This is a genomic window from Roseovarius lutimaris (genome assembly GCF_900115165.1).
In the GTDB taxonomy this organism is placed as follows: domain Bacteria; phylum Pseudomonadota; class Alphaproteobacteria; order Rhodobacterales; family Rhodobacteraceae; genus Roseovarius; species Roseovarius lutimaris.
This window is the reverse complement of the sequence record NZ_FOVP01000003.1, coordinates 57,963-78,265: the sequence shown is the minus strand read 5'-3', so window position 1 is coordinate 78,265 and position 20,303 is coordinate 57,963. Positions and strand designations below refer to the sequence as shown.

Sequence of the window (20,303 nt, the reverse complement as noted above, 5' to 3'; positions counted from 1 at the left end):
TTAACCGGATTAGAAGCTCAGGTTAATTGCGGTACCAATGATGGTCGCTTTGCTTTTGGGCTCTGCAACACCGCCGACTGTGCCGTTAGTGGTTTCTGCACGGATGGCATAGACATCCCAGCTTACGCCAGCACCCAAGCTGCGCGATGCGCCGAGTTTGTAGGCTTCATATTCGTCCTTGGAGGTACCGGCGACATTTTTGAATTCGCCTTGGTAGGTGTCAAGACCAACTGTCCACGGACCTGCGATGTCATAGGTTGCGCCAAGGCTCCAACCTTCTTGATCGCCTGCTACGCCAACAGTGCCAGCATCGTTTTCAGCATAGGTTGCACCAACGGTGAAACCTGCGAAGCCAACAGTACCGCCAACGGCCCAAGTCTCAGGATCGCCGCCAACTGCTGCATCGCCCGTGCCGTAACGACCAGCAAGACCAACGTCAACACCGTTGAACGACTGGCTGTAGCTTGCGCCGATGTCGAAGATGTCGGTCAGAGCAGTGACATTGCGGTCGAAGGCGCCGTTGTTAGCGGCGTTAACTGTACCGTTCGGGGCATACGAAACACCAACGGTCAGACCGTTGAACGACGGTGTGAAGTAGGTGATGCGCGCCACGTCGTTGTTGCTACCAACTTCTGTCAGCGACGAAGCAGCGGCCGAACGGAAGGTGTAGGCCGAACCGGTCAGCGGCATGAAGCCCGAGATCGAACCCGAGTTGATGCCAAGCGAACCAACGCCAGGTGTGTAAACCGAACCCATCGCCAGGTAACCAGCCGAGTTCTCGTTGCCGAGAATGATGCGGCCCATGGTGTCGCTGCTGATGGTCATGTAGGTTTCATCGATGTCCGCAGACGGCGCGCTGCTGTTGTCAGCTTCCATCTGGACGTTCACACCAAAGGTCAGGCCGTTGTCGAGCGTAACCGAGGGAGTGAAGTGGATTTCGCGGTTCACGAAGATGTTGACGCCGTCGAAATCCTGGCCAACGTTGGCTGTGCCGGATACGTCAGCGTAACCAACGTGGGTGTTAACGAAACCGCCCCAGTCCATATCCCATTCCTGGGCGGACGCGGGTGCAGCAATGGCGCAGCCGAGTGCGATTGCGCTGGTGCAAAGAAGTTGCTTTTTCAAGGGTGACCCTCCTCAATAGCAGGTTTTTAAGATCCGCCGCACCAGTCATTGGACGCGGCTTGGATCATGGAATGCGGCAAACACCCCCCAACTGTCAACGCAACCCCCTGCCTCGTGGCGCTTGTTACCCGTGCTGTGACGTTTAAATCACACACCCTTTGAACCACTCTGGGCGAAAGACAGACCCTGATGCCCCTCTATACCGGTCTTAGGCCTTTAAAACAAAGGCTTGGGGAATTTTTACCCCTTACTACTATCGGTTGCGGCGCATCCGCGCCCCTTGATGGCGATGGCCCGGCTCCCCCAATGTTGGGGTAGGGCCAACGCGCCACAGCGGCGACTCACCCGGCCTGTTCTGCGAGAATCTTCTTGGCTGCGCGAAAGCATTCAAGTGCTTGCGGTACACCACAGTATATCCCGACCACATGGATGATCGCGCGAATTTCCTCGGGGGTGACCCCGTTGTTGATCGCGCCCCGGCAATGGATTTCCCATTCATGCATCTTGCCAAGCGCACCCAGCATCGCGAGGTTCATCATCGAGCGGGTCTTGGCGGGAATCACCTCATCGCCCCAGCCAAAGCCCCAGCACCAGGCCGTCATCGCCTCTTGAAAGGGGCGGGTAAACTCATCCGCCGCCGCCAGGTTCTTTTCCACATACTCGGCGCCCAGCGTCGCCTTGCGCTGTTCCAGCCCCTGTACAAACAGATCTTCGTCAAAAACGCTCATTTCAATTGTCCTTTCGCGCCTGCCAGTTTTCTTTTCGATCGACCACCTGGCGATACCACAGGTCCGCCGCCGCAAGGAAATGCGGCTTTTGCAGCGGATGGAGCCAGCTTGGCCGAAGCGGTGTCGCGCTATAGGCGGTCTGCCCGCGCGCATCAGTCATCGCCTGATAGGCGGCCTTGGCCCCAAGATACGGCGCCATCACCGTGCCCGAGCCGGAAAAGCCCATGGCATAATGCACGCCGCGATCATGCCCCACATAAGGCATGTGCGAAAACGAATAGCCGGTGAACCCAAGCCAGGCATGCGACAGGCGCGTGCCGCGCAACTCGGGCCAGACCCCGGTCATCGTGTCATGAAGCCGCTCGCCCGAGGCCTTGAGATCAAGCACCTTCATCGAGGCGCGCCCGCCAAACAGCACCCGCTTGCCATCGGGCGAAATCCGGAAATAGCTGTGGCGCGCGCGGGTCTCGACCATCATCCGCCGCCCCGGCGCGATATGACCGATAAGGTTGGCGGGCAATTCCTCGGTCGCGATCAGGTAACTCGGCAGCGCAAACACCCGCGCCATATGCCAGCGGAACGCGGGCGTCGTATAGCCATTGGTCGCCAGCACCACCTTGGCGGCGCGAATCCTGCCTTTGGGCGTATGCGCCAGATGCTCTGCGCCCACCGGCTCAAGCCGTGTCACCGGCGCATGGCTCACCACCGGAATGTCGCGGGCACGGACCGCGCGCAACAGCCCCTGATGAAACTTGGCCGGATGAATGGCGCAATGTTCGGGAAACAGAAGCCCGCCGAAATACTGCCCGGTCGCAATCTCCTGCCCAAGATCGGCGCGCTCGACAATGCGCGCCTCGACCTGCGATTTTTCGGTCACGGTTTGCGCCAGCCTGCGTTGATTGGCGAAATGCCCCGGCGTCCAGGCCAGTTGAAGCCGTCCGGTCTGTTGCAGGTCGCAGTCAATCCCGTTGTCCGCGATCAGGGCCTTGGCCCAGTCAAGCGCAGGCTTGGCCTCGGCGAATAGCGCATCGGCCACTTCGGCGCCGAATTTGCGGGCCAACTCGGACCAACCAAGCCGGGGATGCGCGCCAAACATGCCGCCATTGCGTGTCGAGGCGCCCTTGCCCGGCTCGCCCGCATCCACCACGACCACCCGCGCGCCGCACTCCTGCGCCGCAAGGGCCGCCGACAATCCGGCATAGCCCGCGCCAATCACCAGAAGATCGCAGCTATCGGGCAAATCCTGCCCCGGTTCCGGCGCATCCAGCGCCGCCCACCAATAGGGCGTGCCGCGCTCTGCCTCTGGTGCCCATTGTACGCTCATTTGCGGCACTCCTTATATATAGCCCTCTGTGGCCCCCCGTTACGATGGGGAAACCATTGGCGAAACCGGGCGGCGCTTACAATCGGATTTACGCCAGATTGCGGTTTAAAACCGCAACGACAGGCAGGACATGCCGCCATCAAGCTTGGCGCATTCCGAATTGTTGATCTCAACCACCTCAAACCCGGCCTCTGTCAGCAACTCAGCGGTGCGCTCAAACCCCGCCGCCATGATCACCAGCCCGTTGAAACGGATGCAATTGGCCGCCGCCTCTTCACCCTCGGGTACAAGCAACACCTTATAGCCGTCAAAACAGCCAGAGGCGGCCAGACGCCCGGTGGCCAAGATTGTCTCGCCGTCGAGCAGGCCGCAATCGGTCTTGAAATGCAAAACCCCCTCGGGCGTGTCGACCACGCGCAGGGTGTGACCCCAGTCACCGACGATTTTGGCCAGTTGCGCCACGCCCTCCGGGTTGGTGCGCGCCGACAGCCCGACCAGAACCTCGCGCCCGGTCACAAGGATATCGCCGCCCTCGATGCATCCCGGCGCGTTGATCTCGCGCAGGGTGTCGCCGTAAAATGCCGCCAGTGCCGGGGCCATCTGCGCCACCTCGCCCTGACGGCTTGGCGCGCCGGGGCGCATCAGGACCGCGCCTTGCGGAAGGCAAAGCGCCGTGTCCTCGACAAACACCGCATCGGGAAACGCCTCAAGCGCCGGAAGCTCGACCACCTCGGCGCCGGTGCCCTTGAGCGCGGCCACATAGGCGGCGTGATCGCGCAGCATCTGGTCAAGGTCGGGCCTGCCGATGTCTTCGGCGCGCAGCCCGTCAACGATGCTTGGCGCAGGCTTGCGAGTGATCGCGCGGCGAAATTCAAAACTCGGGTTGGTCATGGTCATTCCTTTGTTCATCAGGGCCTCACGCGCGCCGCGCTTGTTTTGCGTTTGCATGGGCGACAATCCGGTCAATCGCCTCGTTGAAAGGCGCATCCTCGACCGTCAGCGCAACGCGCACCCAATCCTTGAGCGTTTCGCCAAAAGACGTGCCGGGCATCACCGCCACACCGGTTTTCTCAAGCAGGTCAAGCGCATAGTCGTAACCGTTCATACCGGTGCTCTGGGTGCGGATCATTGCGAACATCCCCGCCTCGGGACGATGGACATAAAGCGCGGTTTCTCCCTCAAGCCGGCGCGCCAGAAGATCGGCGCGCGCCGCAAAGCGCGCCCGCATCCCCGGCGCCACCTCAGAGCCATCTCGCACCGCCGCCTCGGTCATATCGGCGATAAAGGGCTGATTGCCGAACAGCATGGTTTCCGACAGCGACAGCAGCGCGGCGGTAAACTCAAGCGGCCCCACACACCAGCCGCTTCTGAAGCCCGGCGCGGCGTGGGATTTTGAGATCGACGCGACCGCGACGACGCGCTCTGCCAGATCGGCCTGCGATAGAGGCGAGACAAAGCGCGCGCCATCAAACACCAGCTCTTCATAGACCTCGTCCGAGATGATCCAAAGGTCATGCTCGATCGCCAGCCGCCCGATCGCCGCGATATCCTCGGGGCGCAAAATGGCCCCGGTCGGATTATGCGGCGTCGTCAACAATATCGCGCGGGTTCTGGGGGTTATGCGGCTCTCTATATCCGCCGCCGCCATCCGAAAGCCGTTCTCAGGGCGCAGGGGCACAGGCACCATATCGGCCCCGCTGGCGCGAATGACGCCCTCATAGGTCGCATACATCGGGTCGCCGACAAGCACCTCTGTGCCCGCCTCGGCGACGATCTGCATCACCGCGTAAAGCGCGGTTTGCGTGCCGGGAAAACACATCACCTGGTCGGGGTGAAATTCCCGGCCGCGCGTCGCGCTATAGCGCGCAGCAAGGGCGCGGCGTAGGCCCGGCTCGCCGCGCCCGTCAGAATAGCCGGTGCGCCCGGCCCGCATGCCCGCATAGGCCGCCTCTTTCAGGGTCTCGGGCGTCGCCACATCCGGCTCGCCGATGGTCAGCTGAATGATATCGCGGCCCTCTGCCGCCAAGGTTTTGGCGCGCGAATGCACCTCCCACTTGGCCCCACCAAGCCCTGCAAGCCGCTCTTTTATCGAAGAAAATCTCATTGCTGCGCCTCTGCCTCTGTCAAATCCAACCCAAGGATCGCGCCCACCGATTGCACCGCAATCTCGGCAAGCTCGCCCGCTTCAAACGCTTGCGGCAATGCGCCGCCTTCAAGCCAGAGCCCGTCGATCACCGCATTGCAGGCAATCGCCAGTCGCCGACACTCGCGGTCATCCGCCCCCCGCCCGGCATCGCGCAAGACCTCGGCAATCAGCGCCTCAAGCCGGTCGCGAAAGCCGTGATAGGTGCGCGCGTGAACGTCTTGCATGCGCGCATCCTGACGCACATGATTGAGAAACCCCGCCCAAAGCCCGACCGAGGCCGCATCGACCACCGGCGGCGTCACCGAGGCCACGAGCAAGGCCGCAAGCCGCGCCTTGGCTGTGGTGCCGACGGCACTTGCAAAGGTCTGATCGGTCATCGCGCCCATGTGCCGGGTATAGGCCGCCAGAACCAGATCTTCCTTGGTGGAAAAATAATGCCGGATCAGGCCTTGGGTGACCTCGGCGCGCTCGGCGATGGCGCGCACGGTGGCGCCGCGCACCCCCTCTTCGGCGATCAGTTCGAGCGTGGCGCGCACCAGCGCCTCTTTGCGTTGGTCGGCCCCCTCGCGCCTGAATTTGCGGCGATCTCCCGGCACGGTCATCCCTATCCTGCGACGCGGTTAATTATACGCTTGCATAATTAACCTTCATCGGCCTTACTACAAGCGCAAAAAACGCGCCAATCGGAGAGTTGCCCCCGTGACAGCCCAAACCCGACAGACCGACGCCCCCGCCCCGGCGGAAACGGCAATTCTTGTCGAGGACCTGCATAAATCCTTTGGCACGCTTGAGGTGCTCAAGGGCGTCTCGCTCAGCGCGCGCAAGGGCGATGTGGTGGCGATCATTGGCGGCTCTGGCTCGGGCAAGTCAACCCTGCTGCGCTGTATCAACTTTCTGGAGACCCCGACATCGGGCCGCATTGTCGTGGCGGGTGAAGAGATCGCCATGCGCGCCGACGGAAGCCCCGCCAATCGCCGCCAGATTGAACGCATTCGCACCCGGCTTGGCATGGTGTTTCAGGCCTTCAATCTCTGGACCCATCGCACCCTTCTGGAAAACGTGATCGAGGTGCCGGTCTATGTCCTCAAGACCCCGCGCGCCGAGGCAATTTCGCGGGCCCGCGTGCTTTTGGATCGGGTCGGGCTGGCGGATAAGGCCGATACCTTTCCCGCCTTTCTATCGGGTGGCCAGCAACAGCGCGCGGCGATTGCGCGGGCTTTGGCCGTTGACCCAAGCGTGATGCTGTTTGACGAACCCACCAGCGCGCTTGACCCTGAACTGGTCGGCGAGGTTCTGACCGTGATCCGCGATCTGGCCGCCGAGGGGCGCACCATGCTGCTTGTCACCCACGAGATGAAATTCGCCCGCGAAGTGGCCAATCATGTGGTCTATCTTTTCGAGGGCCAGATCGAAGAACAAGGCCCCCCGGATCAGCTTTTTGGCGCGCCGAAATCGGCCCGCCTCAAACAATTCCTGCAAACCGTCGGCTAACGAAACGCGCGCAGGGCAAGACCAAAAAACCATAACCAACACGGGAGAACGACCATGAATTTGAAATCCATCCTCGCCGCCGCCACCCTTGGCGCGGTTGCCGCCACCGCCGCCTTTGCCCATGATCATGAGGTCAAGATCGGCATCGCCGCCGAGCCCTATCCGCCCTTTGCCTCAGTCGATGCGTCCGGCACATGGGTCGGCTGGGAAATCGAGGTGATCAGCGCCGTCTGCGAGGCGGCTGAGCTGCATTGTGTCCTCACGCCGGTGGCTTGGGATGGCATCATTCCGTCGCTGACCGGCCAACAGATCGACGCGATCATGGCGTCGATGTCGATCACCGAGGAACGCCTGAAAACTATCGATTTTTCAGATCCTTACTATAACACTCCCGCCGTGATTGTCGGCGACAAGGCGCTTGATATGGCCGCCATGCCAGAGGGGCTTGCGGGCAAGATCCTTGGCGTTCAGGCCTCGACCATCCATCAGGCCTATGCCCAGGAGCATTTCGCCGATGCCGCCGAAATCCGCATCTATCAGACCCAGGACGAGGCCAATCAGGATCTGGTCGCGGGCCGGATTGACGCGACTCAGGCCGACAGCATCGCCATGGCCGATTTTGTCTCGACCGATGCGGGCGGTTGCTGTGAGATCAAGGGCAGCGTTGCCGATGATCCCGCGATCCTTGGCCTTGGTGTCGGGGCCGGTGTGCGCAAGGGCGACGACGAGTTGCGCGCGGCGCTGAACAAGGGCATCGCCGCCATTCTGGCCGACGGCACCCATGATGCGATCACCGCGCGTTATTTCAAAGCCAGCATCTACTAAGCCGGTTTGGAAAGCCTGCTCGACACCCTCGGGCTAAGCCAGTCCGTCCAGCTTTTGTCGCTCTCGCCTCCGGGCTGGGGTGGCAATCTGTTGCGCGGGCTGGCCAATTCTTTGCAGATCGCCCTCGGGGCCTTTGGCTTTGGCCTTTTGATCGGGCTGTTCGGGGCTTATGGCAAGCTTTACGGCGGCCCGATCCTGCGTGATCTGCTGGCGATTTACACCACCGTGATCCGCGCCGTGCCCGAACTCGTGCTGATCCTGATCCTCTATTACGTGGGCAGCGACCTGATCAATCAGGCCGCGCTTGCCATGGGCTATGGCCGGGTTGAAATCAGCGGCGTCGTCGCCGGTATCTGGGTGCTTGGCATCGTGCAGGGCGCCTATTCGACTGAGGTTTTGCGCGGTGCCATTCAGGCGATTCCGCCCGGTCAACTTGAAGCCGCGCGCGCCTTTGGCATGCCACCGCTGATGACGCTGCGGCGGGTGACGATCCCGGCGATGATGAGTTTTGCCACGCCGGGGCTGGCCAATCTGTGGCTGATCGCCACCAAGGATACCGCCCTCTTGGCGATTGTCGGCTTTAGCGAGCTGACCCTTGAAACCCGACAGGCGGCCGGCAGCACGCGCGCCTATTTCACCTTCTTTTTGGCCGCCGGCGCGCTTTACCTGATCGTGACCCTATTTTCCGGCGCGCTTTTCGCGCGGATCGAGAAATGGGCGCGGCGCGGCCAGCCCTCGCTCAAGGGGGGCACGAAATGACCGGCTGGCGTGCCTTCCTGCAACCGCATCGCATCTTTCTGATGGCGCTCTTTGCCGGGCTGATCCTCTGGTGCGCCCTGTCGCTTCGCTGGGACTGGCTACCGGAATACGCCCCCCTTGCGCTTGAAGGTCTGTGGCGCACGATCTGGATATTGGTGGTGACGGTCGTGCTTGGCTTTGCCCTCGCCGTGCCGCTCGGATTGGCACAGGCGATCGGCCCCTGGTATCTGTCGGCCCCGGCAAAGGCGTTCTGCACGGTGATCCGGGGCACGCCGCTTTTGCTGCAAATCTGGCTTTTGTACTACGGACTTGGCTCGCTTTTTCCGCAATTCCCGTGGATTCGCGGCTCTGAGCTTTGGCCCTATCTGCGACAGGCCTGGCCCTATGCGGTGCTGGCCCTCACCCTGTCCTATGCGGGCTATGAGGGCGAGGTGATGCGCGGCGCCTTTGCCTCGGTCAACAAGGGCCAGCTTGAGGCCGCGCGCGCCTTTGGCATGCCGCGCCGGACCATATTCCGCCGGATCTGGCTGCCGCAGGCCATTCGCAACGTTCTGCCGACGCTTGGCGGGGAAACCATCCTGCAACTCAAGGCGACACCGCTTGTCGCGACGATCACCGTGATCGAGATTTATTCGGTCTCAAGCCGGGTGCGCTCTGACACCTTCATTGTTTACGAGCCGCTGCTTTTGCTGGCGCTGGTCTATATGATCATCGCCGGGATCATCGCGCTTGCGTTCAAAAAGATCGAAGACCGGGTGCCCGACCGCCCGCGCCGGGGCTAGCGTCGCGCGCCCCTAGACAGCAGGGCACCGCTCCTCTTATTCAAGACCACGCAAACTATGCGGGCAAAACTTCAGAGGGCCTGAATTTGTCGATCAAGATCGAAATGCTGCGCTGTTTTCGCACCGTCGCCGATCACGGAAGCCTGGCCGAGGCCGCCACCGCCCTTGGGCGCACGCCTTCGGCCGTTTCCATGATGCTCAAACAATTCGAGGATCACATCGGCGCACCGCTGTTCGAGACCGCGCGCAAATCGCGCCTGACGCCCCTGGGCGAGCTGGTTCAGATCGAGGCCAGCCGCGAATTGGCGCATTTTGACCGCACCATTGCCGCCATCGAAGGGCTGTCACGCGCCGAGCTTGGCCATGTGCGCCTTGCGGTCACCCCCTCGGTCGCGCAGGCGGTGATGCCACCGATCCTGCACCGCTACATGGCGGCTCACCCCGGTGTGCGCATCGACATGAGCGATAGCGATTCCGCCAGCGTTCAGCGCGAGTTGGCCGCAGAGCGCGCCGATATCGGTCTGGCAAGCTTGCCGCCGATGCCGGGGTTAGAGCGCCACCTTGTCTTTACCGATGCCTTTGGCCTTGTCTGTCGCGCCGATGACCCGCTGGCGCGCGATTGGAAAACCCTTGGCTGGGCCAATCTTGCGGGTTCGAATTTCATCGCCAATGGCCTCTGCCAGCATATCACCGATGCCGATTTCGCGCCCATTCTGGCCAACTCAAACCTGATGGTGCGCAACACCACCTCGATCCTGAGCCTGGTGCGCGCAGGGGTCGGCGTGACCGTCCTGCCGGAACTGACCGTGCTGACGGAGTTTTCCGATCTGGCGTTTTTGCCGCTGATCGACAGCACCGCCCGGCGCGAGGTCTGGATGGTGACCCAACCCGAAAAAATGCTCACCCCCGCCGCCCGCGTGCTGGCCCGTACCATCCGGCAGGCCGAAATTCTGGTCAATCGCGCCTGAAATTCAGTTTTACTGAATTAAATTCAAGTATTTCTCGTTTGTTCTGAAGTTTGATCTGTGTCCCTTTATGCGGGACGCAAGCAAAGGGATCAAACCATGGCCAAGACATATCTCAATTACATCGCAGGGGACTGGGTTGCCGGTGACGCAGAGATCGAAAACCGCAACCCGTCGGACATCAGCGATCTGATCGGGCTTTATGCGCAGGCCACTCCCGATCAGCTTGAGCGCGCGCTTGACGCCGCCCGCGCCGCCCAGACCGAATGGGCCGCCTACGGGATCGAGCGCAAGCAGGCGGTGTTGATGTCGATCGGCACCGAGATGATGGCCCGCGCCGAAGAACTTGGCCGCCTGCTGAGCCGCGAAGAGGGCAAGCCGCTGGCAGAGGGCAAGGGCGAGGTGTTTCGCGCCGGTCAGTTCTTTACCTATTACGCCGCCGAATGCCTGCGCCAGCTTGGCGAAAACGCCGATTCCGTACGCCCCGGCGTCGAGGTCGATGTGCGCCGCGAGCCGATCGGCACCGTCGCCGTGATCAGCCCGTGGAACTTTCCCACCGCCACCGCCAGTTGGAAGATCGCCCCGGCGCTTTGCTATGGCAATGCTGTGATCTGGAAGCCCGCGAATATGACGCCGGCCTCTGCCTATGCGCTGACCGAAATCATCTCGCGCCAGGATATTCCCAAGGGCCTCTTTAACCTTGTCATGGGAGCGGGCGGAAGCATCGGCCAGCGTCTGGTCGAAAGCCCGAAAGTGAACGCGATTTCCTTCACAGGCTCTGTGCCGGTGGGCAAGGGCATCGCCAGTGCCGCGATCCAGAACCTCACCAAGGTGCAAATGGAAATGGGCAGCAAGAACGCCCTTGCGGTGATGGAGGACGCCGATCTTGATCTCGCCGTCAGCCTTGCGCTTGGCGGCGCCTTTGGCGGCACGGGGCAGAAATGCACCGCCTCCTCGCGCCTTGTGGTGCATGCGGGCATTCACGACGCCTTTGTCGAAAAGCTTGTCGCGGGGGCCGAGGCGATGAAGGTTGGCCACGCGTTCGAGGCCGATACACAGCTTGGCCCGGTGGTCAGTGAAACCCAGCTCAATGAAAACCTCGCCTATGTCGATCTTGGCAAATCCGAGGGCGCCGAGCTTGCCTGTGGCGGTGCGCGCGTTACCCGCGAGGAAATGTTCGCGCCGCTCACCTCGGTGATCAAGGTCGATGGCTATGACGAGGCGCTCGCCGTCGTCAACGACACAAATTTCGGCCTGACCTCTGGCATCGTCACGCAAAGCCTTGCGCGCGCCACGCATTTCCGGCGCAACGCGCGCACCGGGGTTGTCACCGTCAACCTGCCGACGGCGGGCACCGATTATCATGTGCCCTTCGGCGGGCGCGGCGACAGCTCTTATGGGCCGCGCGAACAGGGCCGCGCGGCGGCGGAATTCTATACCACCGTCAAGACCGCCTATATCGCTGCAGGGGTGCCGGAATGAGCGTGCTGATCGACGGGCTGCAATATGCCAACTGGTCGGAAAAGGTGTTCCGCGAGATGCGCGCGGGCGGCGTGGACGCGGTGCATGTCACCATCGCCTATCACGAGAACTTTCGCGAAACCGTGCTTAACGTCGAGGCCTGGAACCGCTGGTTCGAGCGCTTTCCCGAGCTGATCTTTCAGGGCTTTACCGGCGACGATGTGCGCCGCGCCAAGGACACCGGGCGTACCGCGATTTTCTTTGGCTTTCAGAACCCGAGCCCGATCGAGGATGATATCGGTCTGGTCGAGGTCCTGCACCGGCTTGGCGCGCGCTTCATGCAGCTGAGCTATAACAACCAGTCGCTCTTGGCGACCGGGTGTTACGAGGCCGAGGATCCCGGCATCACCCGCATGGGCCGTCAGGTGATCAAAGAGATGAACCGCGTCGGGCTTGTGGTCGACATGAGCCATTCCGCCGACCGCTCGACCATCGAGGCCGCCGATATCTCGACCCGGCCGATTACCATCACCCATGCCAATCTGCATAGCTGGCAGCCGGCCCTGCGCAACAAGCGCGATGATGTGATCCGCGCGGTGACGCAAAACGGCGGAATGATGGGATTTTCGATGTATCCCCATCACCTCAAGGACAAATCCGATTGTACCGTCGACAGCTTTTGCGAGATGATCGCGCGCGCCGCGGAAACCTATGGCGTCGATCATTTCGGCATCGGCAGCGACCTCTGCCAAGATCAACCCGATAGCGTGGTCGAATGGATGCGCAGCCGGGCGCTGGACCAAGGAAATCGACTATGGCGAAGGCTCGGCCTCTGCCCCCGGCTTTCCGCCGCAGCCCGCGTGGTTCCGCGACAACCGCGACTTCGGCAATATCGCGACCGGCCTGCGCAAAATCGGCTTTTCCGAAACCGAAGTCGCAGGCATCATGGGCGACAACTGGCTGCGGTTTTATGATGAAAACTTCGGGCCAGAAACCGCCTGAACAAACCCCAATCCCGCGCTATATCAAAGGCGTTACCCGGAGGATGACAATGCAGGCGACGCCCCCGACCACCGTTCCCCCGCGTGACCCAAATCTGGTCATGCGCCTTTCCCGCCTCGGCTCGTTCCATCAATCGCGCTTGTCGTTCATGCGCATCCTGCTGCGCCGTCTCAAGGCTGAGAGCTGGACCTTCTCGCGCCCGCATTTTCAGATCGACGCGCGCGGTGTTGGCCATGCCGTCTATACCGCGCAAGGGCCCGAACGCGCCTATTCCCTGATCGCCTTTGCCAATGACCTGCCGCCCGAGAAACGCTCGGATCGGGTAATTGCAACCGAATGGGATGCCACATTCACCCTGTTTGACGGCATTCCCACCCCCGCCGATCTTGATCGTCTGTCGCAAAACGTGCCCCGCCAGGAGGCCGGGCGCGTCAGCGAGCAGGAACTGTCGCTAAGCCGCGCCAACCGCTCGGTCCGGCTCTGGGATTATGTGGTCGATTGCCTTGCGCGCGGGCAACAGCCCGATCAGGCCCGCATTGACGATGTCGGCTATCTGATGCGCACGACGGCGGTTTATGGCTCTGGCAAATTCGGCGCGGCAGATCGCGAAAAGACCGCCCATAGGGATGAATTTCAGGCCCCCTTTCAGATCGAGATGCTGCCGGCCTTTCTGACCCGCGCCTTTGTGATGGATCTGGTCGAGCATTTGGCCGCCCTGCGCGCGCCCGAAACCGCCGTGCCGCTGGCGCCGAACCTGCGTCGGCGCTTTGGTATCGGCAATTCAACCGGGCTTGGCATGGCGCCCTTCCTTTTGAACCATCCGGCCTTGCTCAACAACTGGATCGCGGCGCGCGAAGAGGCCCTGGCGCGCATTCACGCCCTGCCCGGTGCGCGCCCCGAGGCCGCGCAGAGCTTTCGCGATTTCGCCGCCCGCGCGCGCCTGCACGCCACCGGCTGGCAGTCCGAACACCCGATACAGATTGCAAAACTGCAAGACCTCTGCGCCGATATGGATCGGCTTGCCGAATATCTGCAAAGCGCCGACCTGACCGGCAACCTGCCCTGGAACCGCCTCTGGCTCTGGGGGAAACCGCGTTAAGCGTCGAGGGGCAGGAGCTTTTGGCCTCGCTGTTGATGGAACCCTACGGCGATCTGGTGGATCGGCTGAGCTGTTGCATGGCCGCCGACGAGGAGGCCACCTAGCGGATAGACGGGGCGATGCAGGTCAGGGATCTGCGCGCGCTGACGCAGGATATCTATGGCTGGGCGCTTGAGATCGACTGGGCCGAGCGGGACGCCACCGCGCGGGTCTGGTACACCTCTGAAGCAAAGCTTGAACCGCGCCTGGGCGAGCGCTACGCAGAGCCGATTGAACCTTACGAGCAGCCGCTTTGTCCGGGCCGCGACGCCGCGCGGATGTACGCAGATCTGACCGGCTTTCCCGATGGGCCGGTGGCCGGTTTCCTGCTCCGGCATCCCGAGCATCGCCACGTGGTGCGCCGCGCCCAGATCGCCGCGCGCCTGCCCTACGCCGAAATCCGCGACAACACGATTGCCGCCAGCGTTCTGCCTATCGACATGCTGCGCGCCAAGCTGTCGTTCTTCGGGGCCTGTCATTTCGATCCACGCTCGGATCGGTGGTTGCGCATCAACATGTTTCAGCACGCCCCTTTCCCCGATGAGCTGGCGACGGGCAATGCCGATGACTGGACCTATCCTTACCTCGAGGGCCACGCATGACCTGGTCCCTGAACGAAATCGAGGGGCTGTCGCGCAAGGCGGCGCGCGGTGCGGGGCTAAGCTGGGGCCTAGCGGAAGAGGCCGGCAAGGCCACACGCTGGCTCTGTGCGGCGGGCTTGCCGGGGGCCGAGGCCCTGGCGGGATTGCTGCGCCAGAATGACGGCGCGGACTATGCAACGCTCTGCCCGCTGGAAGAAACCGGCACATGGGCGGCCAGCGGCGGGGTGCTTTGCCCGCTGATCAGCGGCGCGGCGATTTGCGATCAGGCCAAAGACATCGCGGAAGGCAAGGCGCTTGAGCTTGGCGAGACATCCTTTCCGGTTTTGTTGCTGCCCTATGTGGCGGCGGCGGCGCAAAACAGCGACACCGCGTTCTGCATCGACTGGCCGGGCGTCTCGGTGACCTTTGGCACAGAAACGCGGGTCACCATGGGCAAGCCCGATGCGCTTGAGCGCGACCGCACCACAGCAGTGCGCATCACCGCAGCCCGCAACACCGGCGGCGCGCCCCTTGATCATCAGACCCGTGGCGACATCGCGCCCGAGATCGCGCAAGTCCTGACAGAGTTCGCCCATCGCACCTATGCGCCCGACACGGCCCAAAGCCGCCTGTCCGGCGTCGGTGCGGGGCTAAGCGATAACGACTAGACGGTTACCCCGCCTCAGCCAGCCGCGCCACATAGCGCGCCAGCGTGTCGATTTCGAGGTTGACCATATCCCCGGGCGCCACATCGCCCCATGTGGTCACCTCTTTGGTGTGGGGGATGAAGTTGATGCCGAACTCACAGCCCGAAACCTCGTTCACCGTCAGCGATGTCCCGTTGAGCGCGACCGATCCCTTGGAGGCGATGAACCGCGCCAGGTCTTTGGGCGCGCGCAGGGTCACGCGGGTGCTGTCGCCCTCGTCGCGCTGGCCCACCACCTCGGCAAGACCATCGACATGGCCCGACACGATATGACCGCCAAGTTCGTCCCCGACCTTAAGCGCACGTTCAAGGTTGACGCGCCGCCCCTCGGCCCATGCCGAAAGGTTGGTCTTTGAGACCGTCTCGGCCGAGATATCCACGTCAAACCAATCGGGGCCAAGCGCCACCACCGTCAGGCACACCCCGTCACAGGCAATCGAGGCCCCGATATCGACATGGGCCGTGTCATAGCCGGTGGCGATGCGCGCGCGCAGGTCGCCGCGTTGTTCAACCTGCCGGATGCGGCCCACATCCGTAACGATGCCAGTAAACATTTAACCTGTCTCCCCTAGTCTCATTCTTTCGACCTAGCGGTGGCGCACGGCCATGGCAAGCAAGCGGCGCATCCGGGGGCTTATTTTTGCCAGATTGCTCCGCTATGAGGGGCATAGTGAGTTGGAAAGGACAGCAAGGGCCATGACAGGTCTGACCGGTCAGAACCGCGCGTTCCTGTTTCTTCAGGGGCCGCACGGGCCATTTTTTCGACGACTCGGGCAGATGCTGCACCGGGCCAATGCGCAGGTCTGGCGCGTGGGCTTCAACGCCGGCGATCAGGCCTTCTGGCGCGACCGCAATACCTATATCCCCTATACCGGCAGCGCCGACGACTGGCCCGACACCTTTCGCCGGATCCTGAGCGACAAGAAGATCACCGATATCGTGCTTTACGGCGACACCCGCCCCATTCACGCACAGGCCGTCGAGATCGCGCGCGTTGCGGGTCTGACGGTGCATGTCTTTGAAGAGGGCTATATGCGGCCCTATTGGGTGACTTATGAGCGCGATGGCACCAATGGCAACTCAAAGCTGATGGAAATGAGCGTGCAACAGATGCGCGCGGCGCTGGAAAACTCGGATATGGACACCGCCCTGCCGCCAGCAAGCTGGGGCGACATGCGCCAGCATATTTTCTATGGCGCGCTTTATCACGGGTTTGTCCTGCTCAAGAACCGGCGCTATCGCAATTTCCGCCCGCACCGCGCGCTCAGCGTGCGGGAGGAATTTCACCTCTATATCAAGCGCCTGTTGCTGATGCCGGTACTGGCGGTCGAACGCCGCCTTGCCACCTGGCGCATTCGCCATGGCGGCTTTCCCTATCATCTTGCGCTGTTGCAGCTTGAACATGACGCGTCGTTTCAGGCGCATTCGCCGTTCTCAAGCATGACCGACTTTCTGGAAACCGTGATCGAGGGCTTTGCCCTTGGCGCGCCGCCGCATCATCATCTGGTGATCAAGGCGCACCCGCTTGAGGATGGCCGCGCGCCGATCCGCAGCGAATTGCGCCGCCTTGTGCGCGCCCATGGCGTGCAGGGCCGGGTACATTATGTGCGTGGCGGCAAGCTTGCACAACTTCTGGATGAAGCCCGCAGCGCCGTCACAGTCAATTCCACCGCCGCACAACAGGTGCTGTGGCGCGGCATCCCGCTGCGCACCTTCGGTCAGGCGGTTTATGCCAAACCCGAGTTCGTGAGCACCAAACCGCTGCGTGATTTCTTTGCCGGCGCCGAACGCCCGGACCGGCGCGCCTATACCGATTACCGCCGCTATCTCCTTGAAACCAGCCAGATCGCAGGCGGGTTTTATTCGGCGCGGGGCAGGCGTCAATTGCTGCGTCAGGCGGTCGATATGATGCTCGCGCCCGAAGATCCCTACGACGCGCTCAAATCCGGCACCGCGGCTCCACGGCAACAGTTGCGGATTGTCCCCTGACCTCTGGTTTCAGTAACACTGGATTTTAACTTACGATTCCTGTAGGTTGAAAAAAAAAGACTGAGGCAGAACAAAAACAGGTCGAGGAGACCGAGCAGTGAAATCCCAACATTCCCGATGGGCGAAGCCCGTCGCCGCTTTGGCCATTGCGTCAATCGTGGCGTCTTGTGGCGTCCTGCCCCGCGTCGGACCGAACAAACGTGAAATTTACGCGGGCTCTGTTCAACGGCAGGGCGACGCCTTTGTCGTTACGGTGAACGACCGCGTGACCCGTGCCACCGCCGTGCAGCCAGCCCTTGGATTTACCGATGATTTCAAGAATGCAGGCCTGCTTGGCTCAGATACCATCAGCCCCGGTGACACGCTTGGCCTGACCATCTGGGAAAACGTCGATGACGGGCTTCTGGCCAGCGAGACCAGCAGCCAGACCATTCTGGAAGAGGTACAGGTCGACGGTTCGGGCTTTGTCTTTGTGCCCTACGCGGGACGCATCCGCGCCGCCGGCAACTCGCCCGAGGGCATCCGCCGTATTATCACCGCCAAGCTTGACGAACAAACCCCCGACCCGCAGGTCGAGGTGCGCCGTCTTGCCGGCAACGGCTCAACCGTGGCGCTGAGCGGGGCGGTCGGCGCGCAGGGCGTCTATCCGATCGAGCGGCCCACGCGCACGCTCTCTAACATGATTGCCTCGGCCGGCGGTATCGCCATCGAACCCGAAGTTGCCCAGATCACCGTGATCCGGGGCGACAAGCGCAGCAAGGTCTGGTTTCAGGACCTGTTCAAATATCCGCAATTCGACATCGCGCTTCGCGGCGGCGACCGGGTTCTGGTCGAGGCCGACACCCGCGCCTATACCGCCCTTGGCGCAACTGGCGCACAGGCCCGCGTGACCTTTGAAACCCAGACCCTGAGCGCCATCGAGGCGATCGCACAGGTTGGCGGCCTGACCACCACCGCCGCCGATCCGACAGGTGTTTTCGTGCTGCGCAACGAGCCTGCGGAAATCGCCAATCAGGTGCTTGCACGCGATGATCTCATCGGCGCGCAGCGGATGATTTATGTGCTCGACCTGACCAAGCCCAACGGCATGTTTGTCGCGCGCGATTTTGCAGTCCGCGACGATGACACGCTCTATGTGACGGAAGCGCCCTTCGCCCAATGGGCCAAGGTCATCGCAGCCCTCACCGGCACACTTGGTGCGGTTGGTTCGTTCTCGACCGCAGGCGACACGCTTAGCGGCAGTGGGCTCTGACACCGCGCACATATCTGAGCCCGCCGGGACCACCACATCCCGGCGGGTTTTCTATTACAACGCCGGGTTTCTGCGCCAGCGCCGCATCCGCCGCATCCTGTCGCTTGCGGGCTATGACCTGGCGCTTGGCAAACCCGGCGCCGATGACCTGATCGCGGTCTGGGGCCACAGCCCCTATGCGCATCGCGGCGAGGCCATGGCCCGGCGCAGCGGCGCGGGGCTGATCCGGGTCGAGGATGGCTTTTTGCGCTCGCTGCATCCCGGACGCGACGGCGAGCCGCCGCTTGGCCTTGTGATCGACCATCGCGGCGCGGCGTTTGACAGCGCGCAGCCCTCTGATCTTGAAATTATTCTAAAGACGCACCCTTTGGATGACACCGCGCTTCTGGACCGCGCGCGCGCAGGCATCGCACGTCTAGCCGAGGCGCATCTGTCAAAATACAACGCCTTTGACCCAAGGCACCCCTGCCCCGATCCGGGCTATGTTCTGGTGATCGACCAGACCCGTGGTGATGCCAGCGTCACATTTGGCGGCGCCGACGCCAATACGTTTCGCGAGATGCTCTATTACGCGCAAGAGGACAATCCCGGCGCGCGTATCCTGATCAAGACCCATCCCGAAACCGATGCCGGGCATCGCCAGGGCTATTTCAGCGCCAGCGACGAAACCGACCGCATCACCCTGTTCAGCGATCCGGTCAGCCCCTGGGCCCTGCTTGAGGGCGCAATCGCGGTCTATACCGTCACCTCGCAACTCGGCTTCGAGGCGATTTTTGCAGGTCACCGGCCGAGGGTCTTTGGTCAGCCCTTCTATGCCGGCTGGGATCTGAGCGATGATCGCCATCCGCTCCGCCTTGAGCGGCGCGCGCGCTCCCTGACGCGGGCGCAGCTTTTTGCCGGGGCGATGCTGCTCTATCCCAAATGGTACGACCCCTATCGCGACTGCCTGTGCGATCTTGACACCGCAATCAGCACGCTTGAGGCCGAAACCCGCGCCTGGCGCGAGGATCACAAGGGCTGGGCCGCCTATGGCATGCGCCTGTGGAAACGCGCGCCACTTCAGCGGTTTTTTGGGCGGTATCGCCGGTTGAAATTCCCCAAATCCGCCAGCGCCCTGCCGGATCGCCCGGCGATGGTCTGGGCCTCCAGACCCGAAGTCGGCCCCAAGGCGGCCGTGCGTATCGAGGACGGGTTCCTGCGCTCGCGCGGGCTTGGGGCCGATCTGGTGCCGCCGCTCTCGCTGGTCGCCGACGACCTTGGCATTTATTACGATCCCGCTTGCGAAAGCCGCCTTGAGCGGCTGATTGCCCTGCGCGCCGACCTGCGCCCCGATCAGCGCTTGCGCGCCGAAGGCGTGATCGGGCGGCTGACCGGCGCGGGTCTGAGCAAGTACAACCTTGGCGGCGCGCTGCCCGATCTTCCGCCGGGCCATCGCATTCTGGTGCCCGGTCAGGTCGAGGATGACGCCTCGATCCGGCTTGGGGCGGGGGCGGTCAACACCAATCTGGCGCTGCTGGAATTGGTGCGTGACAAGAACCCCGGCGCGGTGATCCTCTACAAACCCCACCCCGATGTCGAGGCGGGCCTGCGCCCCGGCGCGATTGACCCCGAGCGCATGGGCACGCTGGCCGATCTGGTGGTGGGTGGCACCGATCCGGCCGCGCTTCTGGCCGAGGTTCAGGAGGTCTGGACCATGACTTCGCTGCTGGGGTTCGAGGCGCTGTTGCGCGGCGTGCCCGTCACCACCACCGGCGCGCCGTTCTATGCCGGCTGGGGCCTCACGCGCGATCTTGGCACGCCCCCGCCGCGGCGTCGCGCGCGCCCGACGCTTGCGGGATTGGTGCATGCCACTCTGATTGATTATCCGCGCTATTTTGATCCCCAAACCGCTTCGCCCTGCCCGGTTGAGGTGGTGATTGATCGCCTGAGTAACGGCGAGGCGCCACGCGCAGGCGCCGCCAATCGCGCCCTGGCCAAGCTTCAGGGGCTGTTTGCCTCATACGCCGGGCTCTGGCGCTGAGGACTTGGG

17 protein-coding genes and 2 pseudogenes are annotated in these 20,303 nt (G+C 62.7%); 12 read left to right on the top strand and 7 right to left on the bottom strand.

Going from position 1 to position 20,303, the window contains the following annotated elements:
• Window positions 1-9 precede the first annotated feature (9 nt).
• The 6 genes from BMZ91_RS03390 to BMZ91_RS03365 all read right to left on the bottom strand — a co-directional run bounded on the left by BMZ91_RS03390 (window position 10) and on the right by BMZ91_RS03365 (window position 5,925).
• Window positions 10-1,125 (bottom strand): porin, encoded by a 1,116-nt coding sequence (locus BMZ91_RS03390; RefSeq protein WP_092834301.1) that lies wholly within the window; start codon window positions 1,123-1,125, stop codon window positions 10-12.
• Window positions 1,126-1,466: 341 nt separating this feature from the next.
• Window positions 1,467-1,853 (bottom strand): carboxymuconolactone decarboxylase family protein, encoded by a 387-nt coding sequence (locus BMZ91_RS03385; RefSeq protein WP_092834299.1) that lies wholly within the window; start codon window positions 1,851-1,853, stop codon window positions 1,467-1,469.
• A gap of 1 nt (window position 1,854) precedes the next feature.
• Window positions 1,855-3,177, bottom strand: a complete 1,323-nt coding sequence (locus BMZ91_RS03380; protein WP_092834296.1) for an NAD(P)/FAD-dependent oxidoreductase — start codon at window positions 3,175-3,177, stop codon at window positions 1,855-1,857.
• Between the two features lie 105 nt (window positions 3,178-3,282).
• Window positions 3,283-4,068 (bottom strand): dimethylarginine dimethylaminohydrolase family protein, encoded by a 786-nt coding sequence (locus BMZ91_RS03375; protein WP_092835105.1) that lies wholly within the window; start codon window positions 4,066-4,068, stop codon window positions 3,283-3,285.
• A 25-nt stretch (window positions 4,069-4,093) separates the two neighbouring features.
• On the bottom strand, window positions 4,094-5,281 hold the full coding sequence (locus tag BMZ91_RS03370) for a pyridoxal phosphate-dependent aminotransferase (protein WP_092834294.1): 1,188 nt from the start codon (window positions 5,279-5,281) through the stop codon (window positions 4,094-4,096).
• Entirely contained in the window at window positions 5,278-5,925 is a 648-nt protein-coding gene (locus tag BMZ91_RS03365; RefSeq protein WP_092834292.1) for a TetR/AcrR family transcriptional regulator, read from the bottom strand. Before BMZ91_RS03365 ends, BMZ91_RS03370 begins: the two co-directional genes overlap by 4 nt.
• A gap of 97 nt (window positions 5,926-6,022) precedes the next feature.
• Here BMZ91_RS03365 and BMZ91_RS03360 point away from each other — a divergent pair, with 97 nt between their 5' ends.
• The 9 genes and pseudogenes from BMZ91_RS03360 (at window position 6,023) to BMZ91_RS03320 (ending at window position 14,995) form a co-directional block, all read left to right on the top strand.
• The gene (locus BMZ91_RS03360; RefSeq protein WP_092834290.1) at window positions 6,023-6,814 is read left to right on the top strand and encodes an ABC transporter ATP-binding protein; all 792 of its coding nucleotides are present in this window, start codon (window positions 6,023-6,025) and stop codon (window positions 6,812-6,814) included.
• A gap of 54 nt (window positions 6,815-6,868) precedes the next feature.
• On the top strand, window positions 6,869-7,639 hold the full coding sequence (locus BMZ91_RS03355) for a transporter substrate-binding domain-containing protein (protein ID WP_092834288.1): 771 nt from the start codon (window positions 6,869-6,871) through the stop codon (window positions 7,637-7,639).
• A 6-nt stretch (window positions 7,640-7,645) separates the two neighbouring features.
• Window positions 7,646-8,398, top strand: coding sequence for an ABC transporter permease (locus tag BMZ91_RS03350; protein WP_092834286.1), 753 nt, complete (start codon window positions 7,646-7,648; stop codon window positions 8,396-8,398).
• Window positions 8,395-9,180, top strand: a complete 786-nt coding sequence (locus BMZ91_RS03345; RefSeq protein ID WP_092835103.1) for an ABC transporter permease — start codon at window positions 8,395-8,397, stop codon at window positions 9,178-9,180. Before BMZ91_RS03350 ends, BMZ91_RS03345 begins: the two co-directional genes overlap by 4 nt.
• Window positions 9,181-9,266: 86 nt before the next feature.
• Window positions 9,267-10,148: a LysR family transcriptional regulator gene (locus BMZ91_RS03340; protein WP_092834284.1), complete on the top strand. Its 882-nt coding sequence runs from the start codon at window positions 9,267-9,269 to the stop codon at window positions 10,146-10,148.
• 96 nt (window positions 10,149-10,244) lie between these two features.
• On the top strand, window positions 10,245-11,627 hold the full coding sequence (locus BMZ91_RS03335; protein WP_092835101.1) for an aldehyde dehydrogenase family protein: 1,383 nt from the start codon (window positions 10,245-10,247) through the stop codon (window positions 11,625-11,627).
• Window positions 11,624-12,608 (top strand): annotated as a pseudogene (locus BMZ91_RS03330) (membrane dipeptidase). The gene BMZ91_RS03335 and the pseudogene BMZ91_RS03330 overlap by 4 nt, the downstream one beginning before the upstream one ends.
• Before the next feature lie 49 nt (window positions 12,609-12,657).
• Window positions 12,658-14,348 (top strand): annotated as a pseudogene (locus tag BMZ91_RS03325) (hypothetical protein).
• Window positions 14,345-14,995: a DUF3726 domain-containing protein gene (locus tag BMZ91_RS03320; RefSeq protein ID WP_092834282.1), complete on the top strand. Its 651-nt coding sequence runs from the start codon at window positions 14,345-14,347 to the stop codon at window positions 14,993-14,995. The pseudogene BMZ91_RS03325 and the gene BMZ91_RS03320 overlap by 4 nt, the downstream one beginning before the upstream one ends.
• A gap of 4 nt (window positions 14,996-14,999) precedes the next feature.
• On the opposite strand, the gene BMZ91_RS03315 is transcribed toward BMZ91_RS03320, so the two are convergent.
• Window positions 15,000-15,587: a riboflavin synthase gene (locus BMZ91_RS03315; protein ID WP_092834280.1), complete on the bottom strand. Its 588-nt coding sequence runs from the start codon at window positions 15,585-15,587 to the stop codon at window positions 15,000-15,002.
• 142 nt (window positions 15,588-15,729) lie between these two features.
• Between BMZ91_RS03315 and BMZ91_RS03310 the strand changes: the two genes are divergently transcribed.
• From BMZ91_RS03310 to BMZ91_RS03300, 3 genes are all read left to right on the top strand, one after another.
• The gene (locus BMZ91_RS03310) at window positions 15,730-17,022 is read left to right on the top strand and encodes a capsule biosynthesis protein (RefSeq protein WP_092835099.1); all 1,293 of its coding nucleotides are present in this window, start codon (window positions 15,730-15,732) and stop codon (window positions 17,020-17,022) included.
• 97 nt (window positions 17,023-17,119) lie between these two features.
• Window positions 17,120-18,274 carry a polysaccharide biosynthesis/export family protein gene (locus tag BMZ91_RS03305; protein ID WP_177193772.1) on the top strand — a complete coding sequence of 385 codons (1,155 nt, stop codon included), beginning with the start codon at window positions 17,120-17,122 and terminating at the stop codon, window positions 18,272-18,274.
• A complete protein-coding gene (locus tag BMZ91_RS03300; RefSeq protein WP_245736191.1) occupies window positions 18,264-20,294 on the top strand; it encodes a capsular polysaccharide biosynthesis protein in 2,031 nt (676 codons plus the stop codon). The genes BMZ91_RS03305 and BMZ91_RS03300 overlap by 11 nt, the downstream gene beginning before the upstream one ends.
• Window positions 20,295-20,303 lie beyond the last annotated feature (9 nt).